This window comes from Tardiphaga sp. 619_E2_N8_4 (assembly GCF_051810905.1).
GTDB lineage: Bacteria > Pseudomonadota > Alphaproteobacteria > Rhizobiales > Xanthobacteraceae > Tardiphaga > Tardiphaga robiniae.
In genome coordinates, this window is the sequence record NZ_JBPWQJ010000001.1 from 4,985,609 (window position 1) to 5,010,134 (window position 24,526).

Annotated in this window: 24 protein-coding genes; 11 read left to right on the top strand and 13 right to left on the bottom strand. The window is 63.0% G+C overall.

The features are described 5' to 3' along the window. Window positions 1–185: 185 nt before the first annotated feature. Window positions 186–698 (bottom strand): YcgN family cysteine cluster protein, encoded by a 513-nt coding sequence (locus AB8A23_RS24005; protein WP_068730717.1) that lies wholly within the window; start codon window positions 696–698, stop codon window positions 186–188. Window positions 699–989: 291 nt separating this feature from the next. Here AB8A23_RS24005 and AB8A23_RS24010 point away from each other — a divergent pair, with 291 nt between their 5' ends. Genes AB8A23_RS24010 through AB8A23_RS24020 form a run of 3 tightly spaced genes read left to right on the top strand, consistent with a single transcriptional unit; the run spans window position 990 to window position 4,456 of the window. Beyond that, complete coding sequence (locus tag AB8A23_RS24010) at window positions 990–3,278, top strand: transglycosylase domain-containing protein (RefSeq protein ID WP_439057988.1); 2,289 nt, start codon at window positions 990–992, stop codon at window positions 3,276–3,278. Window positions 3,279–3,302: 24 nt separating this feature from the next. After that, window positions 3,303–3,881, top strand: a complete 579-nt coding sequence (locus AB8A23_RS24015) for a DUF1214 domain-containing protein (RefSeq protein ID WP_068730494.1) — start codon at window positions 3,303–3,305, stop codon at window positions 3,879–3,881. Beyond that, on the top strand, window positions 3,878–4,456 hold the full coding sequence (locus tag AB8A23_RS24020; protein WP_439057986.1) for a DUF1254 domain-containing protein: 579 nt from the start codon (window positions 3,878–3,880) through the stop codon (window positions 4,454–4,456). The genes AB8A23_RS24015 and AB8A23_RS24020 overlap by 4 nt, the downstream gene beginning before the upstream one ends. A gap of 103 nt (window positions 4,457–4,559) precedes the next feature. Here AB8A23_RS24020 and AB8A23_RS24025 read toward each other — a convergent pair whose 3' ends face one another. Continuing rightward, window positions 4,560–5,693: a helix-turn-helix transcriptional regulator gene (locus tag AB8A23_RS24025; protein ID WP_439057984.1), complete on the bottom strand. Its 1,134-nt coding sequence runs from the start codon at window positions 5,691–5,693 to the stop codon at window positions 4,560–4,562. A 106-nt stretch (window positions 5,694–5,799) separates the two neighbouring features. On the opposite strand from AB8A23_RS24025, the gene AB8A23_RS24030 reads away from it, so the two are divergent. Together AB8A23_RS24030 and AB8A23_RS24035 are read left to right on the top strand one after the other, a co-directional pair. Beyond that, complete coding sequence (locus AB8A23_RS24030) at window positions 5,800–6,756, top strand: outer membrane protein (RefSeq protein WP_439061175.1); 957 nt, start codon at window positions 5,800–5,802, stop codon at window positions 6,754–6,756. Between the two features lie 134 nt (window positions 6,757–6,890). Beyond that, window positions 6,891–7,871: a sterol desaturase family protein gene (locus AB8A23_RS24035; RefSeq protein WP_439057980.1), complete on the top strand. Its 981-nt coding sequence runs from the start codon at window positions 6,891–6,893 to the stop codon at window positions 7,869–7,871. 30 nt (window positions 7,872–7,901) lie between these two features. Here AB8A23_RS24035 and AB8A23_RS24040 read toward each other — a convergent pair whose 3' ends face one another. After that, window positions 7,902–8,693 carry a hypothetical protein gene (locus AB8A23_RS24040; protein WP_439057978.1) on the bottom strand — a complete coding sequence of 264 codons (792 nt, stop codon included), beginning with the start codon at window positions 8,691–8,693 and terminating at the stop codon, window positions 7,902–7,904. 16 nt (window positions 8,694–8,709) lie between these two features. Continuing rightward, window positions 8,710–8,916, bottom strand: coding sequence for a hypothetical protein (locus AB8A23_RS24045; RefSeq protein WP_068730489.1), 207 nt, complete (start codon window positions 8,914–8,916; stop codon window positions 8,710–8,712). 165 nt (window positions 8,917–9,081) lie between these two features. Between AB8A23_RS24045 and AB8A23_RS24050 the strand changes: the two genes are divergently transcribed. Both AB8A23_RS24050 and AB8A23_RS24055 read left to right on the top strand, forming a co-directional pair. Continuing rightward, the gene (locus tag AB8A23_RS24050; protein ID WP_439057976.1) at window positions 9,082–10,065 is read left to right on the top strand and encodes a class I SAM-dependent methyltransferase; all 984 of its coding nucleotides are present in this window, start codon (window positions 9,082–9,084) and stop codon (window positions 10,063–10,065) included. Window positions 10,066–10,171: 106 nt separating this feature from the next. After that, a complete protein-coding gene (locus AB8A23_RS24055; RefSeq protein WP_439057974.1) occupies window positions 10,172–11,146 on the top strand; it encodes a DUF2336 domain-containing protein in 975 nt (324 codons plus the stop codon). Here the strand turns inward: AB8A23_RS24055 and AB8A23_RS24060 are convergent. The 3 genes from AB8A23_RS24060 to AB8A23_RS24070 are packed head-to-tail and all read right to left on the bottom strand — an operon-like array spanning window position 11,143 to window position 14,083. Continuing rightward, on the bottom strand, window positions 11,143–11,487 hold the full coding sequence (locus tag AB8A23_RS24060; protein ID WP_309944772.1) for a DUF1491 family protein: 345 nt from the start codon (window positions 11,485–11,487) through the stop codon (window positions 11,143–11,145). The two genes, AB8A23_RS24055 and AB8A23_RS24060, sit on opposite strands and share 4 nt — an antisense overlap. Window positions 11,488–11,520: 33 nt before the next feature. Beyond that, window positions 11,521–12,249: a peptidoglycan-binding domain-containing protein gene (locus AB8A23_RS24065; protein WP_231077362.1), complete on the bottom strand. Its 729-nt coding sequence runs from the start codon at window positions 12,247–12,249 to the stop codon at window positions 11,521–11,523. Beyond that, complete coding sequence (locus tag AB8A23_RS24070) at window positions 12,242–14,083, bottom strand: PAS domain-containing sensor histidine kinase (protein ID WP_439057971.1); 1,842 nt, start codon at window positions 14,081–14,083, stop codon at window positions 12,242–12,244. Before AB8A23_RS24070 ends, AB8A23_RS24065 begins: the two co-directional genes overlap by 8 nt. A 408-nt stretch (window positions 14,084–14,491) precedes the next feature. Here AB8A23_RS24070 and AB8A23_RS24075 point away from each other — a divergent pair, with 408 nt between their 5' ends. Together AB8A23_RS24075 and AB8A23_RS24080 are read left to right on the top strand one after the other, a co-directional pair. Continuing rightward, entirely contained in the window at window positions 14,492–14,881 is a 390-nt protein-coding gene (locus AB8A23_RS24075; protein ID WP_175367487.1) for a DUF5330 domain-containing protein, read from the top strand. A gap of 92 nt (window positions 14,882–14,973) precedes the next feature. After that, complete coding sequence (locus AB8A23_RS24080; protein ID WP_439057969.1) at window positions 14,974–15,417, top strand: SufE family protein; 444 nt, start codon at window positions 14,974–14,976, stop codon at window positions 15,415–15,417. Between the two features lie 71 nt (window positions 15,418–15,488). Here the strand turns inward: AB8A23_RS24080 and thrS are convergent, their stop codons facing one another. From thrS to AB8A23_RS24100, 4 genes are all read right to left on the bottom strand, one after another. After that, the gene (gene thrS, locus AB8A23_RS24085) at window positions 15,489–16,700 is read right to left on the bottom strand and encodes a threonine--tRNA ligase (protein ID WP_439057967.1); all 1,212 of its coding nucleotides are present in this window, start codon (window positions 16,698–16,700) and stop codon (window positions 15,489–15,491) included. Window positions 16,701–17,023: 323 nt separating this feature from the next. Further along, the gene (locus AB8A23_RS24090; protein ID WP_439057965.1) at window positions 17,024–17,620 is read right to left on the bottom strand and encodes a DUF6456 domain-containing protein; all 597 of its coding nucleotides are present in this window, start codon (window positions 17,618–17,620) and stop codon (window positions 17,024–17,026) included. Window positions 17,621–18,158: 538 nt separating this feature from the next. Continuing rightward, window positions 18,159–18,572 carry a MucR family transcriptional regulator gene (locus AB8A23_RS24095; RefSeq protein ID WP_089267012.1) on the bottom strand — a complete coding sequence of 138 codons (414 nt, stop codon included), beginning with the start codon at window positions 18,570–18,572 and terminating at the stop codon, window positions 18,159–18,161. A gap of 161 nt (window positions 18,573–18,733) precedes the next feature. Further along, window positions 18,734–19,597, bottom strand: a complete 864-nt coding sequence (locus AB8A23_RS24100; RefSeq protein WP_439057963.1) for a DUF308 domain-containing protein — start codon at window positions 19,595–19,597, stop codon at window positions 18,734–18,736. A gap of 352 nt (window positions 19,598–19,949) precedes the next feature. On the opposite strand from AB8A23_RS24100, the gene AB8A23_RS24105 reads away from it, so the two are divergent. Then, a complete protein-coding gene (locus AB8A23_RS24105; RefSeq protein ID WP_089267010.1) occupies window positions 19,950–21,599 on the top strand; it encodes a glycosyltransferase family 39 protein in 1,650 nt (549 codons plus the stop codon). 144 nt (window positions 21,600–21,743) lie between these two features. On the opposite strand, the gene AB8A23_RS24110 is transcribed toward AB8A23_RS24105, so the two are convergent. Further along, on the bottom strand, window positions 21,744–22,457 hold the full coding sequence (locus AB8A23_RS24110) for a DNA helicase (RefSeq protein WP_439057961.1): 714 nt from the start codon (window positions 22,455–22,457) through the stop codon (window positions 21,744–21,746). A gap of 227 nt (window positions 22,458–22,684) precedes the next feature. On the opposite strand from AB8A23_RS24110, the gene bla reads away from it, so the two are divergent. After that, on the top strand, window positions 22,685–23,554 hold the full coding sequence (bla, locus tag AB8A23_RS24115) for a class A beta-lactamase (RefSeq protein ID WP_439057959.1): 870 nt from the start codon (window positions 22,685–22,687) through the stop codon (window positions 23,552–23,554). On the opposite strand, the gene AB8A23_RS24120 is transcribed toward bla, so the two are convergent. Beyond that, window positions 23,514–24,470: a DMT family transporter gene (locus tag AB8A23_RS24120; RefSeq protein WP_439057957.1), complete on the bottom strand. Its 957-nt coding sequence runs from the start codon at window positions 24,468–24,470 to the stop codon at window positions 23,514–23,516. The genes bla and AB8A23_RS24120 overlap by 41 nt on opposite strands. Between the last annotated feature and the right edge of the window lie 56 nt (window positions 24,471–24,526).

The following is a 24,526-nucleotide window of genomic DNA, read 5'->3' on the forward strand; positions in this document are numbered from 1 at the left end:
GGATTCAAAGGACTTGGGAGGTAACCGGAGAGCCAGATCGGCGCGAACTCCCGCGCACAGACTCTCTTTGGAAGAAATCTATTCCCCTGCCCCGTGCAGCAACAGTTGTTTCCTTGCATGGGAGCGTCCCGCGGCGATCATCTGACCGTCATATGCGCGTGATCGAACACCGCGCGCCGGGGATTCTACGCCGGCCGCTTCTTCAGCTTCGCCTTGCGCGGCAGCAGCGCTGGCCAGGTCACGATGTGATCCTGCAGCTCGTCGTCGGAGATCGTGTCCTCGCTGCCCTCGACCCGCCCGCGGACCGATACGCCGGCTTCATGGACGGTGTCGGCGCTGCCCGAGATCAGCGGGTGCCACCAGTAGAGATCGCGCCCCTCGGCTGCGAGCTTGTAGCCGCAGCTCGGCGGCAGCCAGCTCAGGGTGCGGACATTGTCGGGGGTCAGCCGCACGCAATCGGGAACATGGTCGGACCGGTTCGGATAATCCTTGCAGGCGCAAAGACCCGCATCGAGCAATCGGCAGGACACATGGGTGTAATAGATTTTGCCGGTATCCTCGTCTTCCAGCTTTTCCAGACAGCAGCGCCCGCAGCCGTCGCACAGGCTTTCCCACTCGGCGCCGGACATCTCTTCCAACGTCTTGGTTTTCCAGAACATTCCCTCCTGTGCGGAAGGACGCGGGGGACGCGCGGTCATGCGATTTGAATCGATCCAGGTTGCGGTGAAACGCCCTTCTAGGAGTTGCGGTGCAGGCTCTGCAAGCAACATCGTGTCGGCCGGCTCGCAAACAAGGGCAAAACCGGCAAGCTGTTAGCCCTGTCGTGCAAATGATAAGCAATGCCATTGGTTTATCCGCCCTGCTCGGCTAGAACTTGAACGACTCTCCGGCGGCCGCAAACCTGCCGCCGGGTTGCCGCATTATTTCAGCATGACGTCCGCGCGGTGCCGGTGGGTGCACGCGAGCGCTGCAACAAACCAAGGGCCCCTGTGCCTCAGATCGTGCCATCCCGTTGGAAGACCAAGTTCCGGCATTTCCTGCTGGATCTGGATGCGCGCATCGATTCCGGCCTGTTCTCGTCCGGCCGCGGCACCCGCGAGCTTTGGGAGCGCTACTCCACCTTCATGGACCGCTCCTATGTCGGTCGCTGGAAGCGCTGGGTGTTCATCGAGCCACTGTCGGAAATGGCCACCATCGGCCTAGGCGGTCTGATCCTCATGCTCGCTCTGGCGCAGCCGGCGTTTCGCGAAACCGCGGATGAAGACTGGCTGAAGAAATCCGACCTCGCGGTCACGTTCCTCGATCGTTACGGCAATCCGATCGGCAGCCGCGGCATCAAGCACAACGACTCCATTCCGCTGGAAGATTTCCCGGATAACCTGATCAAGGCCACCCTCGCCACCGAGGACCGCCGCTTCTACGATCACTTCGGCATCGACATCGCCGGCACCGCGCGCGCTCTGGTCACCAACGCGCAGGCCGGCGGCGTACGCCAGGGTGGCTCGTCGCTGACGCAGCAGCTCGCGAAGAACCTGTTCCTGTCCAACGAGCGCACCATCGAGCGCAAGGTCAACGAAGCGTTCCTGGCCATCTGGCTGGAAACCCGCCTGACCAAGAACGAAATTCTGAAACTCTATCTCGACCGCGCTTACATGGGCGGCGGCACGTTCGGCGTCGACGGCGCAGCGCATTTCTATTTCAACAAATCCGCGCGCGACGTGAACCTCGCGGAAGCCGCGATGCTCGCCGGCCTGTTCAAGGCCCCAACCAAATACGCGCCGCATATCAACCTGCCCGCCGCCCGCGCCCGCGCCAACGTGGTGCTGGACAACCTCGTCGACGCCGGCTTCATGACCGAAGGCCAGGTGTTCGGTGCGCGGCGCAATCCCGCCGTCGCCGTCGATCGTCGTCAGGAAATCTCGCCGAACTACTATCTCGACTGGGCCTTCGACGAGATGCGCAAGCTCGTCGATACATTCCCGAAATCCTATGTCGAACGCGTCTTCGTGGTCCGCACCGCCATCGATATGAATGTGCAGCGCGCCGCCGAAGCCGCCGTGGAAAACCAGTTGCGCCAGTTCGGCCGCGACTATCATGCGACGCAGGCCGCCACCGTGGTGTCGGACCTCGAAGGCGGCGTTCGCGCCATGGTGGGTGGCCGCGACTATGGCGCAAGCCAGTTCAACCGCGCGGTGGACGCGATGCGCCAGCCCGGTTCATCGTTCAAGCCTTATGTCTACACGACGGCGCTGCTCAACGGTTACAAGCCGACCTCGATCATCCTCGACGGCCCGGTCTGTATCGGCAACTGGTGCCCGCAGAACTATGGCCACTCCTATTCCGGCAACGTCACGCTGACGCAGGCCATCACCCGTTCGATCAACGTCGTGCCGGTGAAGATTTCGATTGCGCTCGGCAAGGGCGCGCAGAATCCGGCCAAGGCCGGCCGCGTCAAGATCGTGGAGACCGCGCGCCGCTTCGGCATCACGGCGCCGCTGCTCGATACGCCGTCGCTGCCGATCGGCTCCACCGAAGTCACCGTGCTCGAACACGCCGTCGCCTATGCGACTTTCCCGAACAAGGGGCGCTCGTCGAAGCCACATGCCGTGCTGGAAGTCCGTACCGGCGCCGGCGACCTCGTCTGGCGGTTCGACCGCGATGGTCCGAAACAGTTGCAGGCCATCCCCGCCTCCGTCGCCTCCGATATGGCCGGCATGATGAGCCACGTGGTCAGCGAAGGCACCGCGCGCCGCGCCGCGCTGGATGGCATTCCAACCGCAGGCAAGACCGGCACCACCAATGCGTATCGCGACGCCTGGTTCGTCGGCTACACCGGCAACTTCAGCTGTGCAGTCTGGTACGGCAATGACGACTACTCGCCGACCAACCGCATGACCGGCGGCTCGCTGCCGGCGCAGACATGGCACGACATCATGGTCGCCGCCCATCAGGGTATCGAGATCAAGGAAATCCCGGGTGTCGGCGCGGGTACCAAGAATCCTGCCGCAGCCGCCTCATCCGTCATGGCCGCCAACGCGCAGGACGCCAAGCCCGGCCCGCCACCGGTGCTGACGCGCCGCGGCGCCGACGTCCTGCTGCGTGTCGAGAAGCTGCTCGACGACGCCGGCAAGACCGCCGGCCGCACATCATCCAACGAACCGTTGAAGCCCCGCGCCTCCTCCGCGTTGGCCTTCCCCGAGAGCTACGCGTCGGCGAATGATGCACCGGATGCCAAAACGACCACATCCGCAACCGCCCCCGCGTCGCGCAAGAACTGAAGCTGCTATCATGACGGTGCGCACGTGCGGCTGATCTTCCTCACGCTTCTGGCGCTCGCGATCGCCACTGCTGTCGGTCTCGGCCTGACCTGGACCACCGCGACCCGCGGCACAGACCTTGGCACACTCACCATCGGTGCATGGACGGCGCGCCCACGCACCGGCACCAGCGAGATCGATCCCTATGCGCGTGCGTCCATTGCACGGTCGGGCGAATTGCCGATCGGCACGGGCGACGGCGTCACTTTCACTGCCACCACCGATGACAAGAAAAAGCCGCTAGACGGTCGCTGCGATATCGTCGTGTCAGGCGTGACACCGGCTGCGCGTTTCTGGACGCTCTCGCTCTATGACACCAAGGGCCGTCTGGTGCCCAACACATTGCAGCGCTACGGCTTCACCAGCCAGGAAGTGGTGCGCAATGCCGACGGCGCGTTCGAGATCCGCATCGCTGCACGCTCGCGCGCCGGAAATTGGCTGCCGACATCAGCGCTGGAACGCTATGTGTTGATGCTGCGGCTGTACGATACGCCGGTTGGCGTTGCCACCCGGACGCAGAAAGACGCACCGATGCCCGCCATCGCCACGGTGAGCTGCCCATGATCCGGCTGATGTTCGCGCTCATCGGTGGTGTCGTGCTTGGCGGCATCGTGCATCTTGTCAGCGTGCTGGCGCTGCCGCGTATCGCGACGCAGGACGCCTATTCGCGCCTCGCTTCGGTGACGAAAGAAAATGCGGTGACAGCATTGCCGCAGACCGAGCCGGCCAATGCGCTGCTGCCGTTCATGGACCCGGCCTTCGCCATGGCTGTCTGCCGCTACGACCTGGCCAAAGGACCGATCAAGCTCACCGTGCCGGTCAGCCAGTCCTACACATCGGTGTCGTTCTATACCCGCAGCGACGTCGCTTACTACGCGATCAACGACCGCTCCGCCGGCCGCCGCGTCATCGAGCTCGATCTGATGACCGAGGCGCAGCACGAAGCGCTGCCCGAGGAAGAGGACGTCACGTCCGCCGACCGCCTCATCATCGACTCGCCGACCCCGACCGGCCTGATCGTGCTGAAGGCGCTCGCCGCCGAACCCGGCCTGATGATCCAGGCCCAGGCGGCCCTCGCCGCATCGAATTGTCGGGTGCAGACCGATCCGCCGGCTGCGCCGGTGAAAGGCAAGCGCTGATAAGCGATCGTCATCGTAGGATGGGTAGAGCGTCTTCGCGAAACCCATCATGTCGTCGTGTGTATTTGATGGGTTTCGCTGCGCTCTACCCATCCTACGTGCGCTATCCCGTAGCCAGCGGCGTGCCGATATCCGCAACGAGCTTCACGAGATCGGCCTGCCGCGAGCTGCCGGTCTTGGCATAGATCCGGTTGAGATGCGTCTTCAGCGTATTCTCCGAGATCCCGAGCGAGGCAGCGGTCTGGGACGGGTTGAACCCTTTTCCGGCGCTCACCAGCACGCGCGCTTCGGCGGGCGTGAGCTCAAACAGCGTTGTCAGCACAGCCTCCGGCAATGGTGAGGCGGACGTCGTCGTCGAGACGAAGATGGCGGCGCAGGCGGGGCGGAAAGCGGCGCGCGCCGTACCAGCGGTCAAAGGCAGGACATAGGCGACCGCGGGCGGTTGTCCTGCTGCCGACACTGGCAAGCCAATGCCCTTGGCGCCGAGCGAGAGGTCCGAGGCAGCACTGGCGATGGCCTGCAGCAAGGCATCGCCCATCACTACGTTCTGCGCCTGAATGGTTCGCCCCTGACGCAGGATCGGACCATCCGTTGCGAACATGCGTTCGGCACTTGCATTGGCATGGAGCACCGATCCGGCCGCGTCGGTCAACACGACGGGCACCGCGAGGTTCTCAAGGGATTCACGAAACAGCTGCGCGGTCACGCGCACGTCATCAAGCAGGTCGCTGATCATCGCAGCCCTGCGCAAATGCGGAGACAGCAAGGTCAGAAACCGTTGATCCTCGGCAGATACGGCAGCCTTGTCCGCCCAGGTGGTGCAGCCGAGCAGACCGATGCGATCCGGCGTGTGGACGAATTTGACGATGCACCCTTCGCGCAATCCCTGCGGTCCGGCCCAATTGCGAAAGAACGCGGTCTGCTGCAATTCACTTTCGGGCATCAGCGAGAGCGTCGATACAGGCGTATCGATATCGCCGACCACCGCAGCTTTCAGGCCCGGAATATCATCGAAACTGTAGTCCTGCAGTGCGCGCATGCGCTCGGCATCCCAGGGCGATTGGGCAGCAAACCGGCCGTGATTATCCGACGTGCCGGCTAGTGCGATCGTGGTGTAGGCCGCGTCCATCGTCTGCGTGATGCGGGTGAGAACGCTCGACCATCCCTCACGGTTCAGAACGCAATCGTAGATATCTCCGATGATTGAAGAGAGCACGTCATTGTCGACAACGTCCATGAACATTCCAAATCCGTGATTGCGCGCGCTCTGGTGTGGCAGGGCGAGATCGAAGTCAATTTCCGGACGCGCACACGCAGCATATTTTACCACATCATACTTCGGGGTGACGACACGGAATCCTGCAACGCTTAGCAGTGGCGATGGCGACCCTCGACTTTTCGGGGGCGCGAATGAGCGGCCTGCTTGTCCGGCGGGCCCGCACGTCTGGAAGTCATGTCTCGAAGTACTGGAGAGCTCGATGTCGGAAACCGCTAAGTTGGCCCTTGTGATCGGCTGCGTTCTGCTTGTGTCAACGCCCGCGCTAGCCGCGGACAATCTCGCTCAACCGCACTACAAGGCGGCAGTGTCCCCACAAATCGTGACATGGACAGGCGCATATATCGGCGCCACCTTGGGCTATAGCTGGACCGAAAGTGCGTCCACCATTACGGCCATCGACACGATCATCACGCCATTTTTCCTGTCGCAGGGCACGATGCCCCGGTCGCTTAATTCCCGCTTCGATGGATTCATCGGTGGCGCTGAAATCGGTTACAACTGGCAGATCGACCGCTGGGTAACAGGTCTGGAAACAGACTTGTCCTATTCGAAAATGGGCGCGAGCGTCACCTATTACGCCCCGGAGATTGGTGCCAATCCGGAAACCCTGACCAGCCATAAAACCGAGCTGAGCTGGTTTGGTACCGCGCGTGCACGATTGGGCTATCTGGTGACACCGGAGACATTGTTCTTCGCTACCGGCGGTCTTGCCTACGGCCACGTGAAAGTCTCGTCCACTCTTGTGCCGGAGCCGACATTTCCATGTGCGCGGAACGCTCTCTGCTCCGCAGGTTCTGCATCGGAGACACGGATCGGCTGGGCGATCGGCGGCGGCGTGGAATCGAAGATCGCATCGAACTGGACCGCGAAGGTTGAATATCTGCATTTCGATCTCGGAACGATCAGCGATACGAGCTTGAGCAAGGCCACCTTCGCGGCTTGGCCAGGAAAACCGATCATGGGCGTTAATTCGAACGTCACAGGCAATATCGTCCGCATCGGCGTGAATTATCAGCTGTAAGACGACCTCGGCCGTGACGTTTTTCCGCATAGAAAACGTCCAGGGAGCCCTCTGGCGTAATCTGCCTGCAATCTCCCGCAGCGAAGCTCCGCATCCATCGCCGACCCACGAATCGGCGCGAATGCGGGGCCTCCATGCAACACGACCAAGAGCCGTCCGATACGGCCGTCAGCTATTTCCTGTCCCTGATCTGGTGGCCGCTGCTGTATTTCGGGGCGCTGCTCGGTGCCGGCATGGCCTTCGCCAGCAATGCGCCGCTGTTCTGGTTCAATATCGTCTATGCCGCGCTGTTTCTCGCCATCATCGCCCTCGAACGGCTGATGCCGCATCGCGCCGAATGGCTGCGGCATGATGGCGAAACACTGAACGACATCGGGCATACGCTGCTGACCAAGGGCACGGCGCAACTGGCTGTCGCGGCCACCGCGATCGCTCCAATGGCGATGGCGACCCTGACGCGCGCGAACGATCATGCCTCGCATCTGTGGCCGACACAGTGGCCGCTGATCGCGCAGATCGTGCTCGCGCTGGTGATTGCCGAATTCGGCCTCTACTGGTCGCACCGGATCGCGCATGAAAACCTGTTCTTCTGGCGCTTCCATGCGCTTCATCACAGCGTGGTCCGGCTCTGGGTGGTGAATACCGGACGTTTCCACGTGATCGACTCGCTGATCAAGATGGCGCTCAGCCAGGCGCCGCTCTACCTGCTCGATGCGCCCCTGCCGGTCTTCCTCTGGGTTGGCGCGGTGACGGCCATCACCGGCCTGCTCACCCATTGCAATGTGGAGACGCGCACGGCGCTGTTCGATCCGATCTTTGCGACGCCAAAACTGCATCGCTGGCATCATTCAAAGATGCTCAAGGAAGGCAACAGCAATTATTGCGAGAACATCATGGTGTGGGACCATGTGTTCGGCACCTATCTCAATCCCGCCAAGGCGTCGCCCGATCGGCTCGGCATCAGCGGCAAGGTTGCACCGGATTTTCTGGGACAGATCGTGCAGCCGTTTTCGCGCAAGGGCGCGCGGCAGATTCTTGGCCGCCAGACCGTGCCGGACGATCAGGTGAAGCCAGTGGAAAAGTCCGATGCCGTAGCGCGGATCAGCGAAGCGTAATCCACCCTTCTTCCAGCCCTACACGTACAGCTATCCGCCGACCTGGAGCACCTTGCCGGGGCGCACCGGCGTGAGGCTGCCGGCCATGGCCGTGGTCTGCGCTGCCAATTCGCCGATCAGCATATCGGCGCCGGATGCCATGCCATCGGGGGCGTGGATCACCATGCGTTCCAGCGCCCACTTATAGGACGATACCCGGCGCTGCAGGCATTGCTCGACCCACTGCACGATCAGCGCGTTCTCATCCATGCGCGCGATGGCGTCGGCGCGCTCCTTCGGCTCCAGCGCCGACACCAGCTTCAGGCTGGCATTGCGTTTGCGATCGAGCTCAACGACCTTTGCGGCCGTCGCATAGAAGGCTTCGAAGCGCAGGATGTCGTCGCGCGCGTCGTCCATCAGCACGCTGTAGCGCGACGTATGCGAGCGATGCGGCTCGTCGATCAGGAGTCGGCCATAGGCTGTGCGATCGTAGGTGATGTTCTGCCGCCATGGCGATGCGATCGGCTTGTAGTCGCCGAACACACTCTTCCAGAGAGGGCGCGAATGTGGCGGCTCGATCAGCGGATAAGCGAGATCGCGCATCTGGCGTTCGAGATCGGTGAGCTGGAATTCCGACGACTTCAGGCCGACGCTGCCGGTCGCCTCGACACCGATCCAGCGATGCATGTCGTCGGTCACCGCATTGTTGCGGGTACGGCCGAAATCGCCGCCAGCGCAGCCGCCGAGCGTGCTGCCGATCAAGCTCGCAAGTACGAAACACGGCGCAAGAAACGACGTCTTGCGCCGAAGCCGTATCCGGTTCGGATGGGATATCGCCGACATCAGAACAGGTCCGGGGTCAGGAACGGGCGCGGCGCTTGCGGCGGCGTCCCGGCGCAGTGCCCTCTTCCGGGCCGCTGCCACCATTGCTGTCGTCGATCTGACGCTCGATTCGGATCACCGGCAGGATCAGGATCTCTGCGGAGGTTTCGCGGGGAGATGGCGCCACATTCACGCCCAGCCGTCGCGCTGCCGCATCCGCCGGGAACTTGATGATGGTGCTCATTATCCAGGTCTCTCCGCGCCGCTTCGCCCATTTTGCCGACGCACGGTCATTAAGGACATTCATGGTTAATGACGCCTTAACGCCGCCAGACCGCCATATGGTGGCCGCCTTGGGGAACATGATTAGGCGTCGCAGCATTGAATTGAGTAAGGGGCGTATTTGATCGTGAGCGAGACTGCTGGAACCTTGATTGAGCGCGCCACCCCTTCTTCCGAAGACTGGAAGTTCCGCATGCGCTGCCCGCGCTGCGGTTCATCGATCTCCGACATTCACACCAAGCCGTCCTGCGTGAACTACAGTTGCGACTACAGCAGCGCCGGCTTTCCCGTGGTCGATGGCCAGCCGGTGCTCATTGACTTCGAGTCCAGCGTGTTCGACCGCCGCCTGTATCATCGCGACAATGGCTCGGTGATGCCGCGGGATGTCGCCGGCCAATCGATCGGTACGCGCCTGCATCGCTTCACGTTTGGTGAAAATCCTGTCGCGGCCAAGAACTGCGAGAAATTCCTCGACCTTCTCAAGCAGGAAACCGCGAGACCTGTCGTGCTCGTTGTCGGCGGTGGCACCGTCGGCTCCGGTGCGGACTGCCTCTATGATGATCCGGATGTCGAAGTTGTCGGAACCGACGTGTTCTCCACCGACAACACCGCGCTGGTCGCCGACGCGCACAGACTGCCATTCGAGGACGCGACCTTTGACGGCGTCTGGATTCAGGCTGTGCTCGAACACGTTCTGGAGCCGGCCACGGTCGCGGCCGAAATCCATCGGGTGCTGCGCCAGAACGGCATTGTCTATGCCGAGACGCCCTTCATGCAGCAGGTGCACGAACGCGCCTACGACTTCTCGCGCTTCACCCAGAGCGGACATCGCTGGCTGTTCAAGAAATTCACCGAGATCGACGCCGGCGCCGTCAGCGGCGCTGGTATCGGCCTGCTCTGGTCGATCCGGTATTTTTCACGCACGCTGGGCGCCGGGGACAAATTCTCGCGCCTCTTCACCCTGCCATTCTTCTGGCTGCGCTACTTCGATCGCCTCGGCCGCTCGCGTGCCCGCGCCGACGCGGCGTCAGGCGTGTATTTCATGGGCCGCCGGGCCGAACGGGCCATCAAGCCGCGCGAGATGCCGCGGTACTACAACGCTCAGGCTTGAAGCGACTCGTCGGAATCAGATCTGCCTCGGCCAACGGCCCATGGTTAAACACATATTAATGCGTCCGCGATAATTTGAGGCAAGGTTCCCTTAGTAAGCGTATGCCATGCCTGCCTCACCTCCGATGTTTCCGGGCTTTGACGGATTGCTGACGCTCTCACGTCGCGAAGGTGTAGACGTGCGACCGACCTTGCTGCGCGTTCTGACGGATCTTTATGTCCAGGCACCGAACCATACGATCGACGAAGAGAAGCAGTTCGTCGAACTCACCGCGCGCCTGATCGATCAGGTCGACGACGCCACCCGCGCTGCGGTGCGCGCGCGGCTGTCGATCTATCCGAACACCCCGCGCGCGATCCTCAACCGGCTCAATCTGCGCCCGACCGAACCCGGCCAATCGGTGCCACTCGCGCAGCCCATTTCCGCCGCAGAATCTCCCGCACCGACCGTGAAGCAGCCGAGCGAAGCGCAGATGCGTGTCGCCGCCAATATGGCCATGGCGCCCAGGGACGCGTCCGAAATCAGTACGCTATTCTTTGCCGCATCGAGCAGCGAGCGTGCGCAGATCCTGCATAACCTCGCTGAAACGCCGCTGCGATCCTCCGCCCGGATCCCGCAAGCGCGCGCCGCCCGCGCCATGCATATCCTCGAAATGGCCGCCTTCGCCGAAGACCGCGACAACTTCGCACGCGAGCTGAGCGAAGCCCTGATGCTGCCTGCCGCCATTGCCGAACAGGTCGTGAGCGACCCCGGCGGCGAGCCGCTTGCCTGCTGCGCCAAGGCGCTCGGCATGCGGAGCGACATCTTCCAGCGTGTCCTGCTGTTCCTCAATCCGGAATTCGGCACCTCGGTGACGAACGTCTACCGGATCGCGCGCATGTATGACGTGCTGAGCGAACGCTCGGCGCTGATCATGGTGGCCGCCTGGCGCGGCGCGCATATGGCCGCGACGCGCGCCAAGTTCCGCCCCGCGCTCTATGACGACGAACGCCAGCGCGCGCGGCCGAGCGCGCCACAGGCACGGCCGGGCGTGCAGCCGGGCGAGGATATCACGCGCATCAGAAATTCGTCGGGGCGCTAGCCCTTCGCCAGTTCAAGGAAATGCCGTCCAGCCTTGTCCTCGGTCTCGACGATCCAGACGTCGGGATCGAACGAGATTTCCTTCTGCAGGCGCTCTTCGATCTTGCGTTCCTCGACCGGCTGCGGCGGTGAGGCTGCGAAGACGCGATCGACAGGGCGGCTCTCGTCATAGGCGGTTTGCGGCGCCGGCGTGTAGAGCATCGCGGTGCCATCCAGCAGCGCGACCTTTACGAACACGGCGCCCGCCTCCTCCGCACCACGACGGCGCACGGCGCCGAACACGCCTTCGGTCTGGCAGCGGCGCAGATATGCGGCCACCCATATTGCTGACTTCAATCTCATGGAATCGACGATAAGCCAGCCGCAGGGCTGGCGCTAGTCGATCGCGCGCCCGGTGACGGTGGCGAGTTCGCGCACCATGCGATCGGACACCTGCCCGGTGACCGGCAGCTTGCGCTCACGCTCGAAGCGCTGGATCGCAGCCGCGGTGTCCGAGCCGACATTGCCGGTCGGCTTGAGCTGACCATAGCCGTATTCCGTCAGCGCACGCTGAACAGCGGCGACGCGGCGCGTATTGGTGATGAGATCACCGAGCGGATCGGTGCGGGTCGCATTCGGGATCGCCGCCGGCGGGCGCGCCACGGCGCCCGTGGTCGCCGGTGAGGCCGGTGGTGCCGGCGCCTTCAGGAGATTGCCGACCGGATCGGCCGCGCGCTGCTCGACGGGTTTGGCGGCGAGTGACGGCTTCGGCTCATTGGCGCTGTTGACCGGCTTGGAATCCAGCATGCGGGAATCGAGCTTGGTGTCCGGCGAAGCAGCATCCAGCGGACGCGGCTTGGGCAGCGGATTGGCGACCTGCGCCGGTGCCGGAAATGCAACGACGGTGCTCGAACCGAACATCGGCGACGGATGATGGCCCTTCTGCAGGAAAATGGCATTGGCGATGATGGCGCTGACCGCAGCGAATGCGATCAACCCGGCGACCATGTCCTTCGGGCTGTGCAGCAGCACGCGCAGGACGATACCGCGCTCCGCGGGCTCGTCGACGATGGCGACGGCGCGGCCGCGTTTGGACTTGGTCGCTTTGGAACTGGCTTTAGGCACTCTTCTTCACCTGATGGGCTTGGTCGGACGGCGCGGTGCGCGCCGCGGGATTCAAGATCGCGATATTACTGACGTGTTCAGCCTGCGGCGTAAACTCCAGCGGCAGCGCGATGGTGATGGTGGTGCCTTCGTCGATCCGGCTCTGCACCTGCATCTCGCCACCATGCATGCCAACGAGGCTCTTCACAATGGACAGGCCGAGGCCGGTGCCCTCATGGCGCCGCTGATAGGTCTTGCCGGCCTGGAAGAACGGATCGCCGATGCGGGCGAGATCGTCCGATGCAATCCCGACGCCGGTATCGCTGACGCGCAGCATCAAGCGCGATCCTTCGACGCCCGCTGCCACGGTGACGCTGCCGCCGCGCTCGGTGAACTTGATGGCATTGGACACGAGGTTGAGCAGTATCTGGCGGAATGCGCGCGGATCGCCGTTGACCTCAGGCAGATCCTTCGGCGCATCGGTGATGAGATCGATGCCGTTCTCGCGCGCCTTCAGCGCCAGCAGATTGCAGCAATTGATCAGCGCGGGACGTGGGGCGAACGGCTCCGGCGAAATCTCGAAGTTGCCGGATTCCAGCTTCGACATATCGAGGATGCCATTGACCACCGACAGCAGGTGCTGGCCGGAATCGTTGATCAGCTGGGCATATTCCTTGCGCTTGGTCGCATCGAGCATCATCAGCTCTTCCTGTACCAGCATATCCGAGAAGCCAATAATGGCATTCAGCGGCGTGCGCAGTTCGTGGCTCATGGTGGCGAGGAAGCGCGTCTTCGACGCATCGGCGCGCTCGGCTTCGATGCGGGCCTGCGCCAATGCCTCTTCCTGCAGCTTGCGGTCGGTGACATCGCGCAGCACCGCGACGACTTCCGCATCGGCATTGGGCGACGAGATATCAGCGCCCTGCTCCAGCGGCCGGCAACGCATCTCGACCCAGATGAATTCGGCGCCAGACGGACGCATGCGATCATTGCCGCGCACAACATCGCGGCGCAGGCGGAATTCGACGCTGCGGGCTTCGCCGCCGCGCGCGGCGTCGGACAGAGCCGTGAGATAGGCGGGGCGATCCGCGACATGGACGCGATCGAACAGGCCATGGCCGAGCAATCGCTGCACGGGCGCGCCGATCAGTGCTTCAGCCGCCGGCGAAATGAACTGCACGGCGCCATTGTGACGATGACGCGAGATCACGTCGCTCATATTGCGCGCCAGCAAGCGATAGCGGTCTTCCTCGACATAGAGCAGCGAGACGCTGGTGCGCGCCAGCGACTCCGCGCCGAAGGCCAAACCGGCTGCATAAATGGTGGCGGACGCGATACCGAAGGCCATGAAGACGCCATGGCCGGCGACACCGGCTTCGGATACGGGCAACCAATCGAGGCTGGTCAGCACGATGAGAATGCTTACGCAGGACAGCGCCAGCGCCGATGCAAAGGCGACGATACGGCGCGAAGCCGAGAGTGCCGCCTCGATCGGCACCACCACAAGCCAGATCGCCGCAAACGAATTGATGCCACCGGTGGAGATCGCCATCATCATCACGAGGCCGGCGAGTGCGACGGACGACAGCACCTGAGCGCTTTCATAGCGACCGGTGCGCGACAGAAAATATGAGCAGAGGATCGGCGCCATCAGCCAGGCGAAAGCCGCGACCTCGATCGCGTTCGGCGCGCCGCGTAGCGCGAGATAGACAGGAAAAGCCGCAAAGGCCGCAAGGCTGCCAAGCAGACGCGGCGCCATGAATGCGCGGTGACGCGCGCTCGTCAGCGCATCGTAGCGCACTGAAGGGTGCAGCATGGCATCAAGGCAGTCGCGGATGATGGTCGATACTGTCACTGGTCTCGCTTCGGCTTGATCGTCAATTCAGACGCGCCGAAACGCCTCCTTTTATCGTTGCGCCAACGTGTCAGAGCGACATTAAGCGAACGCTAAAGCGCATCCCGTGTTCGCCATGCCTAACGCGTAAGTGCTGATTTAAGAGGAGTTTTCGCATTTCCATTCGGCAACGATGGTGAACGAGTAGTTTCCATCGCCGCGTCCATATGGTTTCGAAAGTGTGCATCCCCAACATCGTGTCGGAAAACGCACGAACGGCTCATCAATGGAAAATTTACGCCAAACCGAATGAAGCGAATTTTCGTCGATTTAACCGCATCGCAAATACTTGCAATTTATCGACTGCTGCTAACTTCGATCCCAATTGCGACAAATCGCAACGGTTCGAAGAGACTAACGGGGTTCGCGATGTTCTTCCTGCTTCGCATGGCATTCTGGCTCGGGCTCGTGCTCGTGCTGCTGCCGAGGGACAAGACGCCGGAATCGGACAAGCTGCCGCAGATCGGCGCTTCCGATGCGGTATCGGCTGCGAGTGCGGCGATGTCCGACATGGCGCAATTCTGCAAGCGCCAGCCGGCCACCTGCGAAGTCGGCGGCCACGCGGCCACCGTGATCGGCGAACGTGCCAAGGACGGCGCGAAGAAAATCTACCAGATCATCACCGAGAAGAAGCCGGATACCACCGGCTCCATCGGTGGCGAAGGCGAAGATCAGGGCGCGGTCGCCATGGCCCGGCCCGACACGCTCACCCAGGACGACCTCGCCGCCGAATGGCAGCCACCAACCGCTGCTCCCTAAACGGCTGATTGCGGCGGATAAATACCGCAAACGGCGGTCGCTTTCGGCGCTGTTCGTCCCTATATAGGGCCTGACATTGCTTGCAGGCCCCGATGACCACGATTGACGATATCCGCGATAATTTCGAGCTACTCGAGGACTGGGACGACCGCTACCGGTACGTCATCGAACTCGGGCGCAGCCTCACGCCGATGCCGGATGAGGAACATTCCTCCGCCAATAAGGTCAACGGCTGCGCGAGCCAGGTCTGGCTGTCGCGCCAGGTCGCTCGCGACCACGGCACGCCGGTGCTCAGCTATCTCGGCGACAGCGACGCGCATATCGTTCGCGGGCTGATCGCGATCCTGCTGACGCTGTATTCGGGCCGCAAGGCCGAGGACATTCTGGCCACCGACGCCATCAAGGTGTTCGACGAACTCGGCTTCAAGGAACACCTCACGCCGCAGCGCTCCAACGGCCTGCGCGCCATGGTCGAGCGCATCCGCCGGGACGCCACCGAGACCTTGGCAGATGCGAACCAGGGCGTGAACCCATAGGCTCGAGCTGTTGCGGGCACTGCGCTAGTGCCCACCAGGCTTTCACTGATCGGAGCGCAGCTGAGGCACCTTTACCGGGCTTCGGCCCCAAGGGCGCCCGACCGAGCCCTCTCCTGCAGGCGGGACACTGCCTCGGCCAAAGGAACGTCGGCCTGTGAGCCGTCTCGCTCGCGGAGGCTCACACGGCCGTCCCTCATCTCGCGCCCACCGACGATAGCCATCACCGGCACCGCCATGTCATGCGCCGCCACGATGCGCCGTGAAAGCGTATCGGCGCCGTCATAGGCAACGGCCCTAATCCCCGCATCCTCGAACGCCGCCACAACGTCAGCGCCATATCCGGCCTGGTCTTTCGAAATCGGCGCAACGGCGACCTGATCCGGCGACAACCAGAAAGGAAGCACGCCGCCGTGGTGCTCGAGCAGGATCGCGATCATGCGGCCAAGCGATCCGAAGATGGCATGGTGGATCATCAGGGGCCTCGCGCGGCTGCCGTCGGCGGCGATGTAGGACGCGTCGAGCCGCTGCGGGAGAACGCTGTCGAGCTGCACCGTGCCGCACTGCCAGGATCGTCCCAGCCGGTCGCGCAACGCGAATTCCAGCTTCGGTCCGTAGAACGCGCCTTCGCCAGGATTGATTTGAGGCGCGAGGCCCCATTGCCGCGCGGCATCGCCGAGCGTCGCCTCCGACCAGTCCCAAGCCGCGTCGTCGCCAGCGCGCATCGCCGGACGCGTCGACAGCGCCACCTCGTAGTCGAGGAAGCCAAGATCGCGATACACCTCGCCCAGCAAAGCGATGAAGCGCGCGACTTCGTCCTCCACGTCCTGCTCGCGGCAGAACACATGCGCATCGTCCTGCTCGAAGGCGCGCGTTCGCATAATGCCGTGGAGCGAACCGGACGGCTCGTTGCGGTGGCAAGCGCCAAACTCGGCATAGCGGATTGGAAGCTCTCGCCACGAGCGCAGACCCTTGTTGAAGATCTGCACGTGGCAGGGGCATGACATCGGCTTCAGTGCCATCGCCAATTCGCCGTCATCGACCCGGAACATGTGCTCGCGGAATTTGTCCCAGTGGCCGCTGCGGCTCCAGAACTCCCTTGGCAGCAGCTGTGGCGTTTGGACCTCGGCATAGCCGGCTCTGCGCATCTTGCGCCGGAGATAGTCCTCCAGCACCCGGTAGATCGCGTAGCCGCGCGGATGCCAGAACACCATGCCCGGCGCATCGTCCTGCAGGTGCCAGAGTTTGAGTTGTACGCCGAGATTTCTGTGGTCGAGATCGTCCATGGCTGTGTTCCTTACGAGGGGAAAAAGCGCGGACGGGGATCATCAAAAACAGAAAAGGCCCCGTCCGTCGCCGGCGGGGCCTTTTCTGGGTGAAGTACGCTTGTCTCTAGCGCGCGCGACCAGAAGGCGATCCGCCGTGAGCGGTCGCCGTGGTGGTCAATGCAGCTGATCGAAGCTTGTTCATGCGCCGTATATGGCGGCAAAACGCGCATGCGTCAACGAAAGCTGCTTGACGTCGCGGGCCTGTGAGCGCGGCCACCCACCTCCCCGTCGTCAGGCTCGCATCCATCCGCACCCGGCTGCCTACGATCGACTCAGCGTTCCTAGCTCTCGAACGCCGCATCGTCTGCGAGCCAGGTTCGCACTTTCGATGGCTGCCCCCTGACCTCACTGGCGAAGCCGTAGTGCCGCGCGAGGCGATCCAGCGCGAGTTGCAACACGACCTTGGCGGAACGCGCCGGCCAGTTGCGTTCGCGCTCGATGTCTTCGAGGCCGCGCAGAAAGCAGCACACATCCATCAGAACCCCTGAAAATTCGGGCCCGCAGGCCTCCAGCGCCTGACTGACGCGCTGGCGCGACGTCACCATGACGTCCGTCATCTCGCCGGGACTACTGCTGGCCCCGCGTGGGCGACCGCCGGTTGGCGCGGCCCAGTTCGCCGTCATGCGCGGCGCCATGTTGCCGCGCGTGAAATCGGCACGCAGTTTCTCGCCGGCGATGAACTGATGCGGGCTGATCATGCTGCGACCATCGCGGCCCTTGCGCCGGGCCAGCCAGCCGAGCGGGCTTTCACTGTCATTGACGAGGACGCTGGCGACGCCGTCATCGGTGAGGATCTGCCGCGTTTCCAGCGATAGATGCTGCGCGCGATGGTGGTCGACGCGGTCGGGATGCTTGGCGGTGCTGCGGGATGTCTTCATCGGGCGACTCCATTTAGGACAATAAGCTCACATCCCGAACGGCCCGACAAGCAGAATTTTAGACTTTATTCCTTTATCGGCTTTTATTCAAAGGAACGAGTGCCTTCGCACGATCGCTCGAAGCTGCGGCGTTGAGAAAGCGGGTTTCCGGCGGCGACCGCGATTGATCCGCGGCCGGCGCGCGCGAAGAGTTCATCGCAGTCTTCGGCCACGACCTGCGGGCAAAGCCCACCCCTGTCGTCCGACAGATCACGTCCAGAATTCGCGGCACGGCATCGATGCGCGGGATGGCCTCAACGTCCGCTTGAAAGTCTCCCGTCATACCCGCCAAGTTCACGTATCGCCTGCCTGTGGTGTCACACACCAATTGCGCGTGGCGGGAGATGTATCCCGCATCCCGACGTAGAACTTTCTTCGTCTCCGATTTGTTCTATATTGGTTCCTGCGGATGGAACCTGACTTTATTGCTTAGCTTTACTTGTGCGGATTACTTGCGGGATCGCTCGCCCAGATCGCTTGCTCAGGTCACCTGTTCAGGTCACTTGCGCCGGCGGCGCTGCTGACCCAGCCCCATTTTCTTGGCGAGCTGCGAACGCGCCACCGCATAGTTCGGCGCGACCATCGGATAGTCGGCCGGCAGGCCCCACTTCTCGCGATACTGTTCCGGCGTCATCGCGTACTGCGTGCGCAGATGGCGCTTCAACGACTTGAAGCGTTTTCCGTCCTCGAGACAGACCAGATATTCGGCGGTCATCGATTTCTTGACGGACACCGCCGGTTTGGCCGGCTCCGCTGCGACCTCCGGCCGGCCGTTCGACACCCGCACCAGGGCAGCGTGAACCTGACCGATCAGCGCCGGCAGTTCTGACGCCGGTGTTGGATTGTGACCGACATAGGCCGACACGATCGTCGCCGTGAGATCGATGAAGCTCTTGCCGGCGATGTCGTTCATGATCCGTCGTCTTTCAAGGATTGGAGCCGCACTTTACTTGACAATCATGCGGGCATTACAGCCACGAGGGCAATAACAACGTATAGCGCGCCGATTTCATTCTGCGCGCAAGATTAGTCGAGATCAGCTGAAAGTGACCGCCAACGGCAATGGGCTGAGCGTCAGCCCCTGTTGTCGAGATGTTCGCGCAACTCGTCGATCGAGGCGAAGCGCATCATGCCTTCGGGCATCTGCGCCTCGATGGAGCCGTCGGAATACAGCGAATAGGCCATGCCATCGACGACCCCCGATTTCAGCACGGTGACGTCCGGTGCTTGCGACGGCTCTTCAGCCGGCGTCGGCGGAACGTAGCGATCCGGAATCAGCGCGGCATCGGGCAGCTTGTCGCTTGGCGAGGACGAGGTACGGGCGGCGCGGCGGATCGCGTCGGAGCGCGACCGATCCGGCTGCGGCCAGGCATCCTCGAAACTCTTCGGCTGCTCGGCGGGCGCCTCCGGCGTTGGCATGGCCGCCTCGAATGCGGCAGCTGCCTCGGCCCTCTCCCGCTCCCGGCGCGACGACTGGAACAGCAGATTGCGACGCTTCGGCTCCTCAGGCACCGGTGCCTCGGCGGCCGCGGACGCAAGCCGCTCACGGTCGCGCAGCACTTCGTCCTGCCATGGGGGAACACCTGGCTCCGGAACGGCAGGTCGCGCGGCCGGCTGGTCACGGCTGAACAGCGGGGCCGGCGCCGGCGCGTCATCCGCCTCCTCTGCGTCCTCCCTCGGAACCGGCGGCAGTTTCAGTTCCCGGCGCGGCAGCCGGGGCGACGGAACCAGTTCATCGATCTCGCCCTGTGGTCCAAACTTCTTCAGCTCGCCGACGGCGAGCGCCATGCTGACCATGATCAGGCCGGTGCAGGCGCCGACCGTTCCGGTCAGGATCAGGGTATTGCCGAAGCCGAATTCCTTGACCGGAATGCCGAAGCCGATCGCGGCAAGGCCCGCCAGAATGACCCCGATCCCGGCAATCAGCAGCAATTTCATAGTCTTCGAACTCCTCGACGGACCACTCGCGAGTCTCGTCATGGGTGCCACGATAGCGTCATATTGCGTGCACCGCCAAACGGCATTTTGCGTTCATCCCTTGTACATCGGCCTGGTGGTAAGTTTTGGGAGAGTTTTCTTCCACCGGAGACAACAGGTTTGGGACAGCCGACGCCGATCTATCCCTAAACGGTAAAGCTTTTACCTTGTCCTGTTTGTTGCAACGCATTAAGAAACTTCAGCCACAATTCTCAATTACTTCAAAAGAGAAGTGCGCTATATCGATGCCGGGGAAACGAGGCTCAAAGAGCGCTAAAGCCGAGCCATTGGGGACACCGGGTTATCCATCGCCATGTCATCGATTACGACTGCGGCCATCGACACGCCAGTAAGGCGCTCGGTGGAACGGACGTGTGACGACCTCGCCATCCTGGCGCTTGTCGTTGTCAGTATCGTCGCAAGCTTCACGTTCCGGGACTATGGTCTCGGATGGGACGACTATACCCACGCTGAATATGCAGATCTTCTATTGAAGATGTACGGGTCGGGCTTCACCGACACCGGCGCTTTGTCGTTTGCAAATCTCTACATGTATGGCGGCGGCTTCGATATGGCGGCCGCGCTGCTGCACAAGATCATCCCGCTGGAGCTGTTCGAGACGCGACGCCTGCTCGGCGCGATCGTCGGCGTCATCGGCCTCGGCGTCACCTGGCGCCTCGGCCGCCGTGTCGCCGGCCCCGTGGGCGGCCTCGCCACGCTGCTGCTGCTGGCGCTGTGCCCGACCTTCTACGGCCATATGTTCATGAACCCGAAGGATGCGCCTTTCGCCGTGGCGATGGTCATCCTGATGCTCGGGCTGGTGCGCCTTGCGCAGGAATATCCGAATCCGTCGCCGCGCACGGTCCTGATCCTCGGCCTCGGTGCCGGCTGCGCGATCGGCTGCCGCATTCTCGCCGGCCTGACGCTGATCTACGCGGTGATCGGCTTCATGCCGCTGTGGATCGAGGATGTCCGCACCAATGGCGTGCGCGAGAGCGTGCACCGCTTGCTGCATGTCCTTTACGTGCTGCTGCCCGGCCTCGCTTTCGGCTATCTGATCATGGGCCTGATCTGGCCGTGGTCGATTCTCGAGCCCGCCAATCCGCTGCGCGCCCTGGGCTACTTCTCTCACTTCTTCGAGAAACCGTGGAAAGAGATGTTCGACGGCGCGATGATCTCGGTGCCGGACATGCCGTGGTCCTATCTGCCGACGCTGTTCGCGCTGCAGCTTCCGGAAGTGCTGCTCAGCCTCACCTTCGGCGGCATCGCGCTGACCATCATGTCGCTGTCGCGCGACACCGTGCCCGCACGTCGCAAGACCATCCTGTTGATGCTGACCTTTGCCGCCACATTGCCGCTGGTGATCGCCATGGTGAAGCGCCCGGCGCTGTATAACGGCATCCGGCATTTCATCTTCGTGCTTCCGCCGATGGCCGTGCTCGGCGGCGCGGCTTTCGCGGCGCTGATGGACTGGCTGCGCGTCAATCATCGCGGCGCGCAAGCGGCTGCCGTCGCCGTGTTCTCCTTCGGCCTGATGCTGCCGACGGCCGAGATGATCCGGCTGCATCCGTATCAGTACACCCACTTCAACTACATCGCCGGCACCGTTCGCCAGGCCGATGCGCTGTACATGCTGGACTATTGGGGCCTTGCGCTGAAGCAGGCCTCCGATGCGCTGCGCGAGCAGATCGTCGAGCGCCAGGAAAGCCCGCCGGTCGGCCGCAAGTGGAAGGTCGCCGTGTGCGGCCCGCAGCGTCCGGCACAGGTCGCGCTCGGTCCCGACTTCACCATCGGCTGGGACAGCCAGTCGGCCGACTTTGCGATGACGCTTGGCGAGTTCTACTGCAAGGGCCTCACCGCCCCCGTGATTGCCGAGATCAAGCGCGACGACGTCGTCTTCGCCAAAGTCTACGACATCCGCGGCAGCAGCATTTCGAGCCTGCTCGCGATCCCCGCGCCGTAAAATTCTGCGTTAGTACTAAGTTCCAAGTTTTCGTCGTGCCCGGCCTTGTGCCGGGCATCCACGTCTTGGCGATCATGAAAGGCGTGGATGGCCGGGACAAGCCCGGCCATGACGACTCTTGTTGTTCATGGCCCGTGTCGTAGACTAACGCGCCGCCTGAAACCTGATGTCGCCGTTGTTCAGAAAGCACGTCTTGCTGAACAGGCCGAGATCGACAGGATTCGGCAACCGCACATCGTCCAGATCGGGACATGGCTTCACGGCGGGGTCGTAGGACCGATGAATCTGCGAGATGAAGACGAAGATCAGCCCGCGTTCCCTCGCGAATGACTGCAGCGCACGCACCTGCACCATCAAGGCCGGGTTCTCGCGTTTCTGATCGAGCAGTTGCAGATAGTCGATCACCACAAGCGTGCCGCGCGGCGCATCGGCCAGTTTCCGGACGACGTAGTCGGCGCTGATGTCGTCGGAATTGTCGAATTCGAACAGAGTATCGAAACGCCCCCGCTCCACGCCGATGGCACTGAAACGGTCCAGCACGTCCTTTTCGCTGTATTCCAGCGAAAAGAACACGCTGCGATGGCCGGATTGCATCGCCTCCACGGCGAGCTTCAGGCTCATCAGCGTCTTGCCATGGCCCGGGCGCGCGCCGACCAGCACGAGATCGCCAGGAGACAGTTGTTCGAACAGTTTCGCGGCAGGTGCCACCGAAGACATTCGGGCCACAAGCAGGCTCCAGGCAGCAAAGCCTTCTCGCACGGCGATCCGGTCGAGTGCCTCGTGCAGAGGAATGTTATCGGCGCGGGATAGAAGCCTGGCCTTGCGCTTCAATTGATAAACAGGCGCAGAAAGACGCATTGTGAGAACCTCCTGGTGCGAGCGTTGTCACAACCCCTCCTTATGCTTGATGCTCGAACAGTTGGTTCGGTGATCAGAGAGCCCGGTATGATCGATACTTTCCCGCTGGAGGGGGGAGGCGTGGGCCGCGCCAGAATCACAGTGTAGCGCAATCCCCTTCCCCGCGAAATTGCGGACTTCCAATCGCCCGCCATCAATTCTCCCTCTTCGCCCGCGAATGACACGCCATGATGATCAATCGACGAACATTGCTGGCGGCTGCGCCGGCGCTCATGGCGTGGCCGGCCTTTGCCAAGGAAACGGCAAAGGACGCGCCGGCAGCGTTGCAAGCCTATGAACGCGACACCGGCGGGCGGATCGGCGTCTATGCCGAAAACCTCAAGACGGGCGCAAAGATCGCGTGGCGCGCCCATGAGCGCTTCGTGATGTGCAGCACGTTCAAGGCCTCGCTCGCCGCCTGCGTTCTCGCCCGCATCGACCGCGGCGAAGACAAGCCCGATCAGATGATTGCCTATGCCGCTGCAGACCTTCTGCAATATGCACCGGTCGCGCGCGACAATCTTGCCAAGGGCGCGCTCTCGGTCGCCGACATGTGCAAGGCCATCGTCGAGCTCAGCGACAACACCTGCGCCAACATGCTGCTGGCGCGCGTCGGCGGTCCGGCCGCCCTCACCGCCTTCTGGACCAAGACCGGCGACGGCGTCTCGCGCCTCGATCACAACGAGCCGCTATTGAACCGTTCGCGTCCCGGCAATCCGCAGGACACGACCACGCCTGCCGCGATGGCCGGCAACGTCAAACGCTTCGTGACAGGCGACGTGTTAACGCCCGCCTCGCGCGAACGCCTCACCGACTGGATGGTGAACTGCAAGACCGGCGACAAGCGCCTGCGCGCCGGGCTGCCGAAGACATGGAAGATCGGCGACAAGACCGGCAACAACGGCAAGGACGCCGCCGGCGACATCGCCGTGACCTGGCCGAAGCCAGACCAGCCCGTCGTCATCGCCGCCTATACGCAGGGCGGCACGCCGACGGCTCCGCAACTGGAGACGGTGTTCACGGCGATTGGCGAGATGGTCGGGCGGCAACTGGGATAGGCTGCGTCGTCGGCAGAACATCTGGCTTCCGGCGCGACATCGTTCCGACGACAATCCCGCCAAGAATCATGGCCATCGAGGCGATCAGCGACAGCTCGATCGCCTCGCCCAGCACCAGCGCGGAAATCGCAACGCCCATTACCGGCGTTGCCAGCAGGCCGAGCGACGTAATGGTCGCCGGCAGGCTGCGGTTGATGATCACCATCGCCCAATGCGCCAGCGCCGTGCCGAAGATCCCGCCGAACAGCAATGCGCCGACGAGTTCGCGCGTCCAGGCGATATCGGGGACGCCTTCGCGGATCAGCGCCAGCACTGTCAGCAGCACGCTCGCGAGCAGCGCCTGCCAGAACACGAGTTGAAACGGCTCGGAGATCCAGCGGTGGCCGCGGACATAGACGATGTTCGCCGCCCAGCACAGCGCCGCGAGTAATAACAGCCCGCTGCCGATCAGCGCATTGCCGTTGCTCCAGTCGAATGCCGACGGGTTGAACATGACAGCGATGCCGGCAAGCCCGAGCACGATGCCCGCGAGACGTTCTCGCGGAACGGGCTCACGCAGCAGCAGCCAAGCGGCCGGCGCGACCCAGAGCGGCGTGGTGTAGCCGAGCACGATGGAGCGCCCGACCGGCACAAATTGCAGGCCGAAGGCAACCAGCACCGAGAATAGGCCCATATGCAGAACCGCGACACTGACGATCACAGGCATGTCGCCGCGCCGCGGCACGATGAATTGCCGGCGCGCCAGCGTAATCGCCGCAAGAGCGAGCGTGGCAATCACGGCGCGGATCGCCACCGACCACAGCGGCGAAATGTGCTGCACCAGAAATTTCGTCAGCGTCCAGTTCAGCCCCCACATGGTCACGACGACGGCAAACAGCAGCAGCGCCGTGCGGCGCGACAGGGGATGTTCGGACATGGCTTCATCTCACGGCTTCGGTGCATGGCGCACTCGACAGACCGAGGACACTAGGT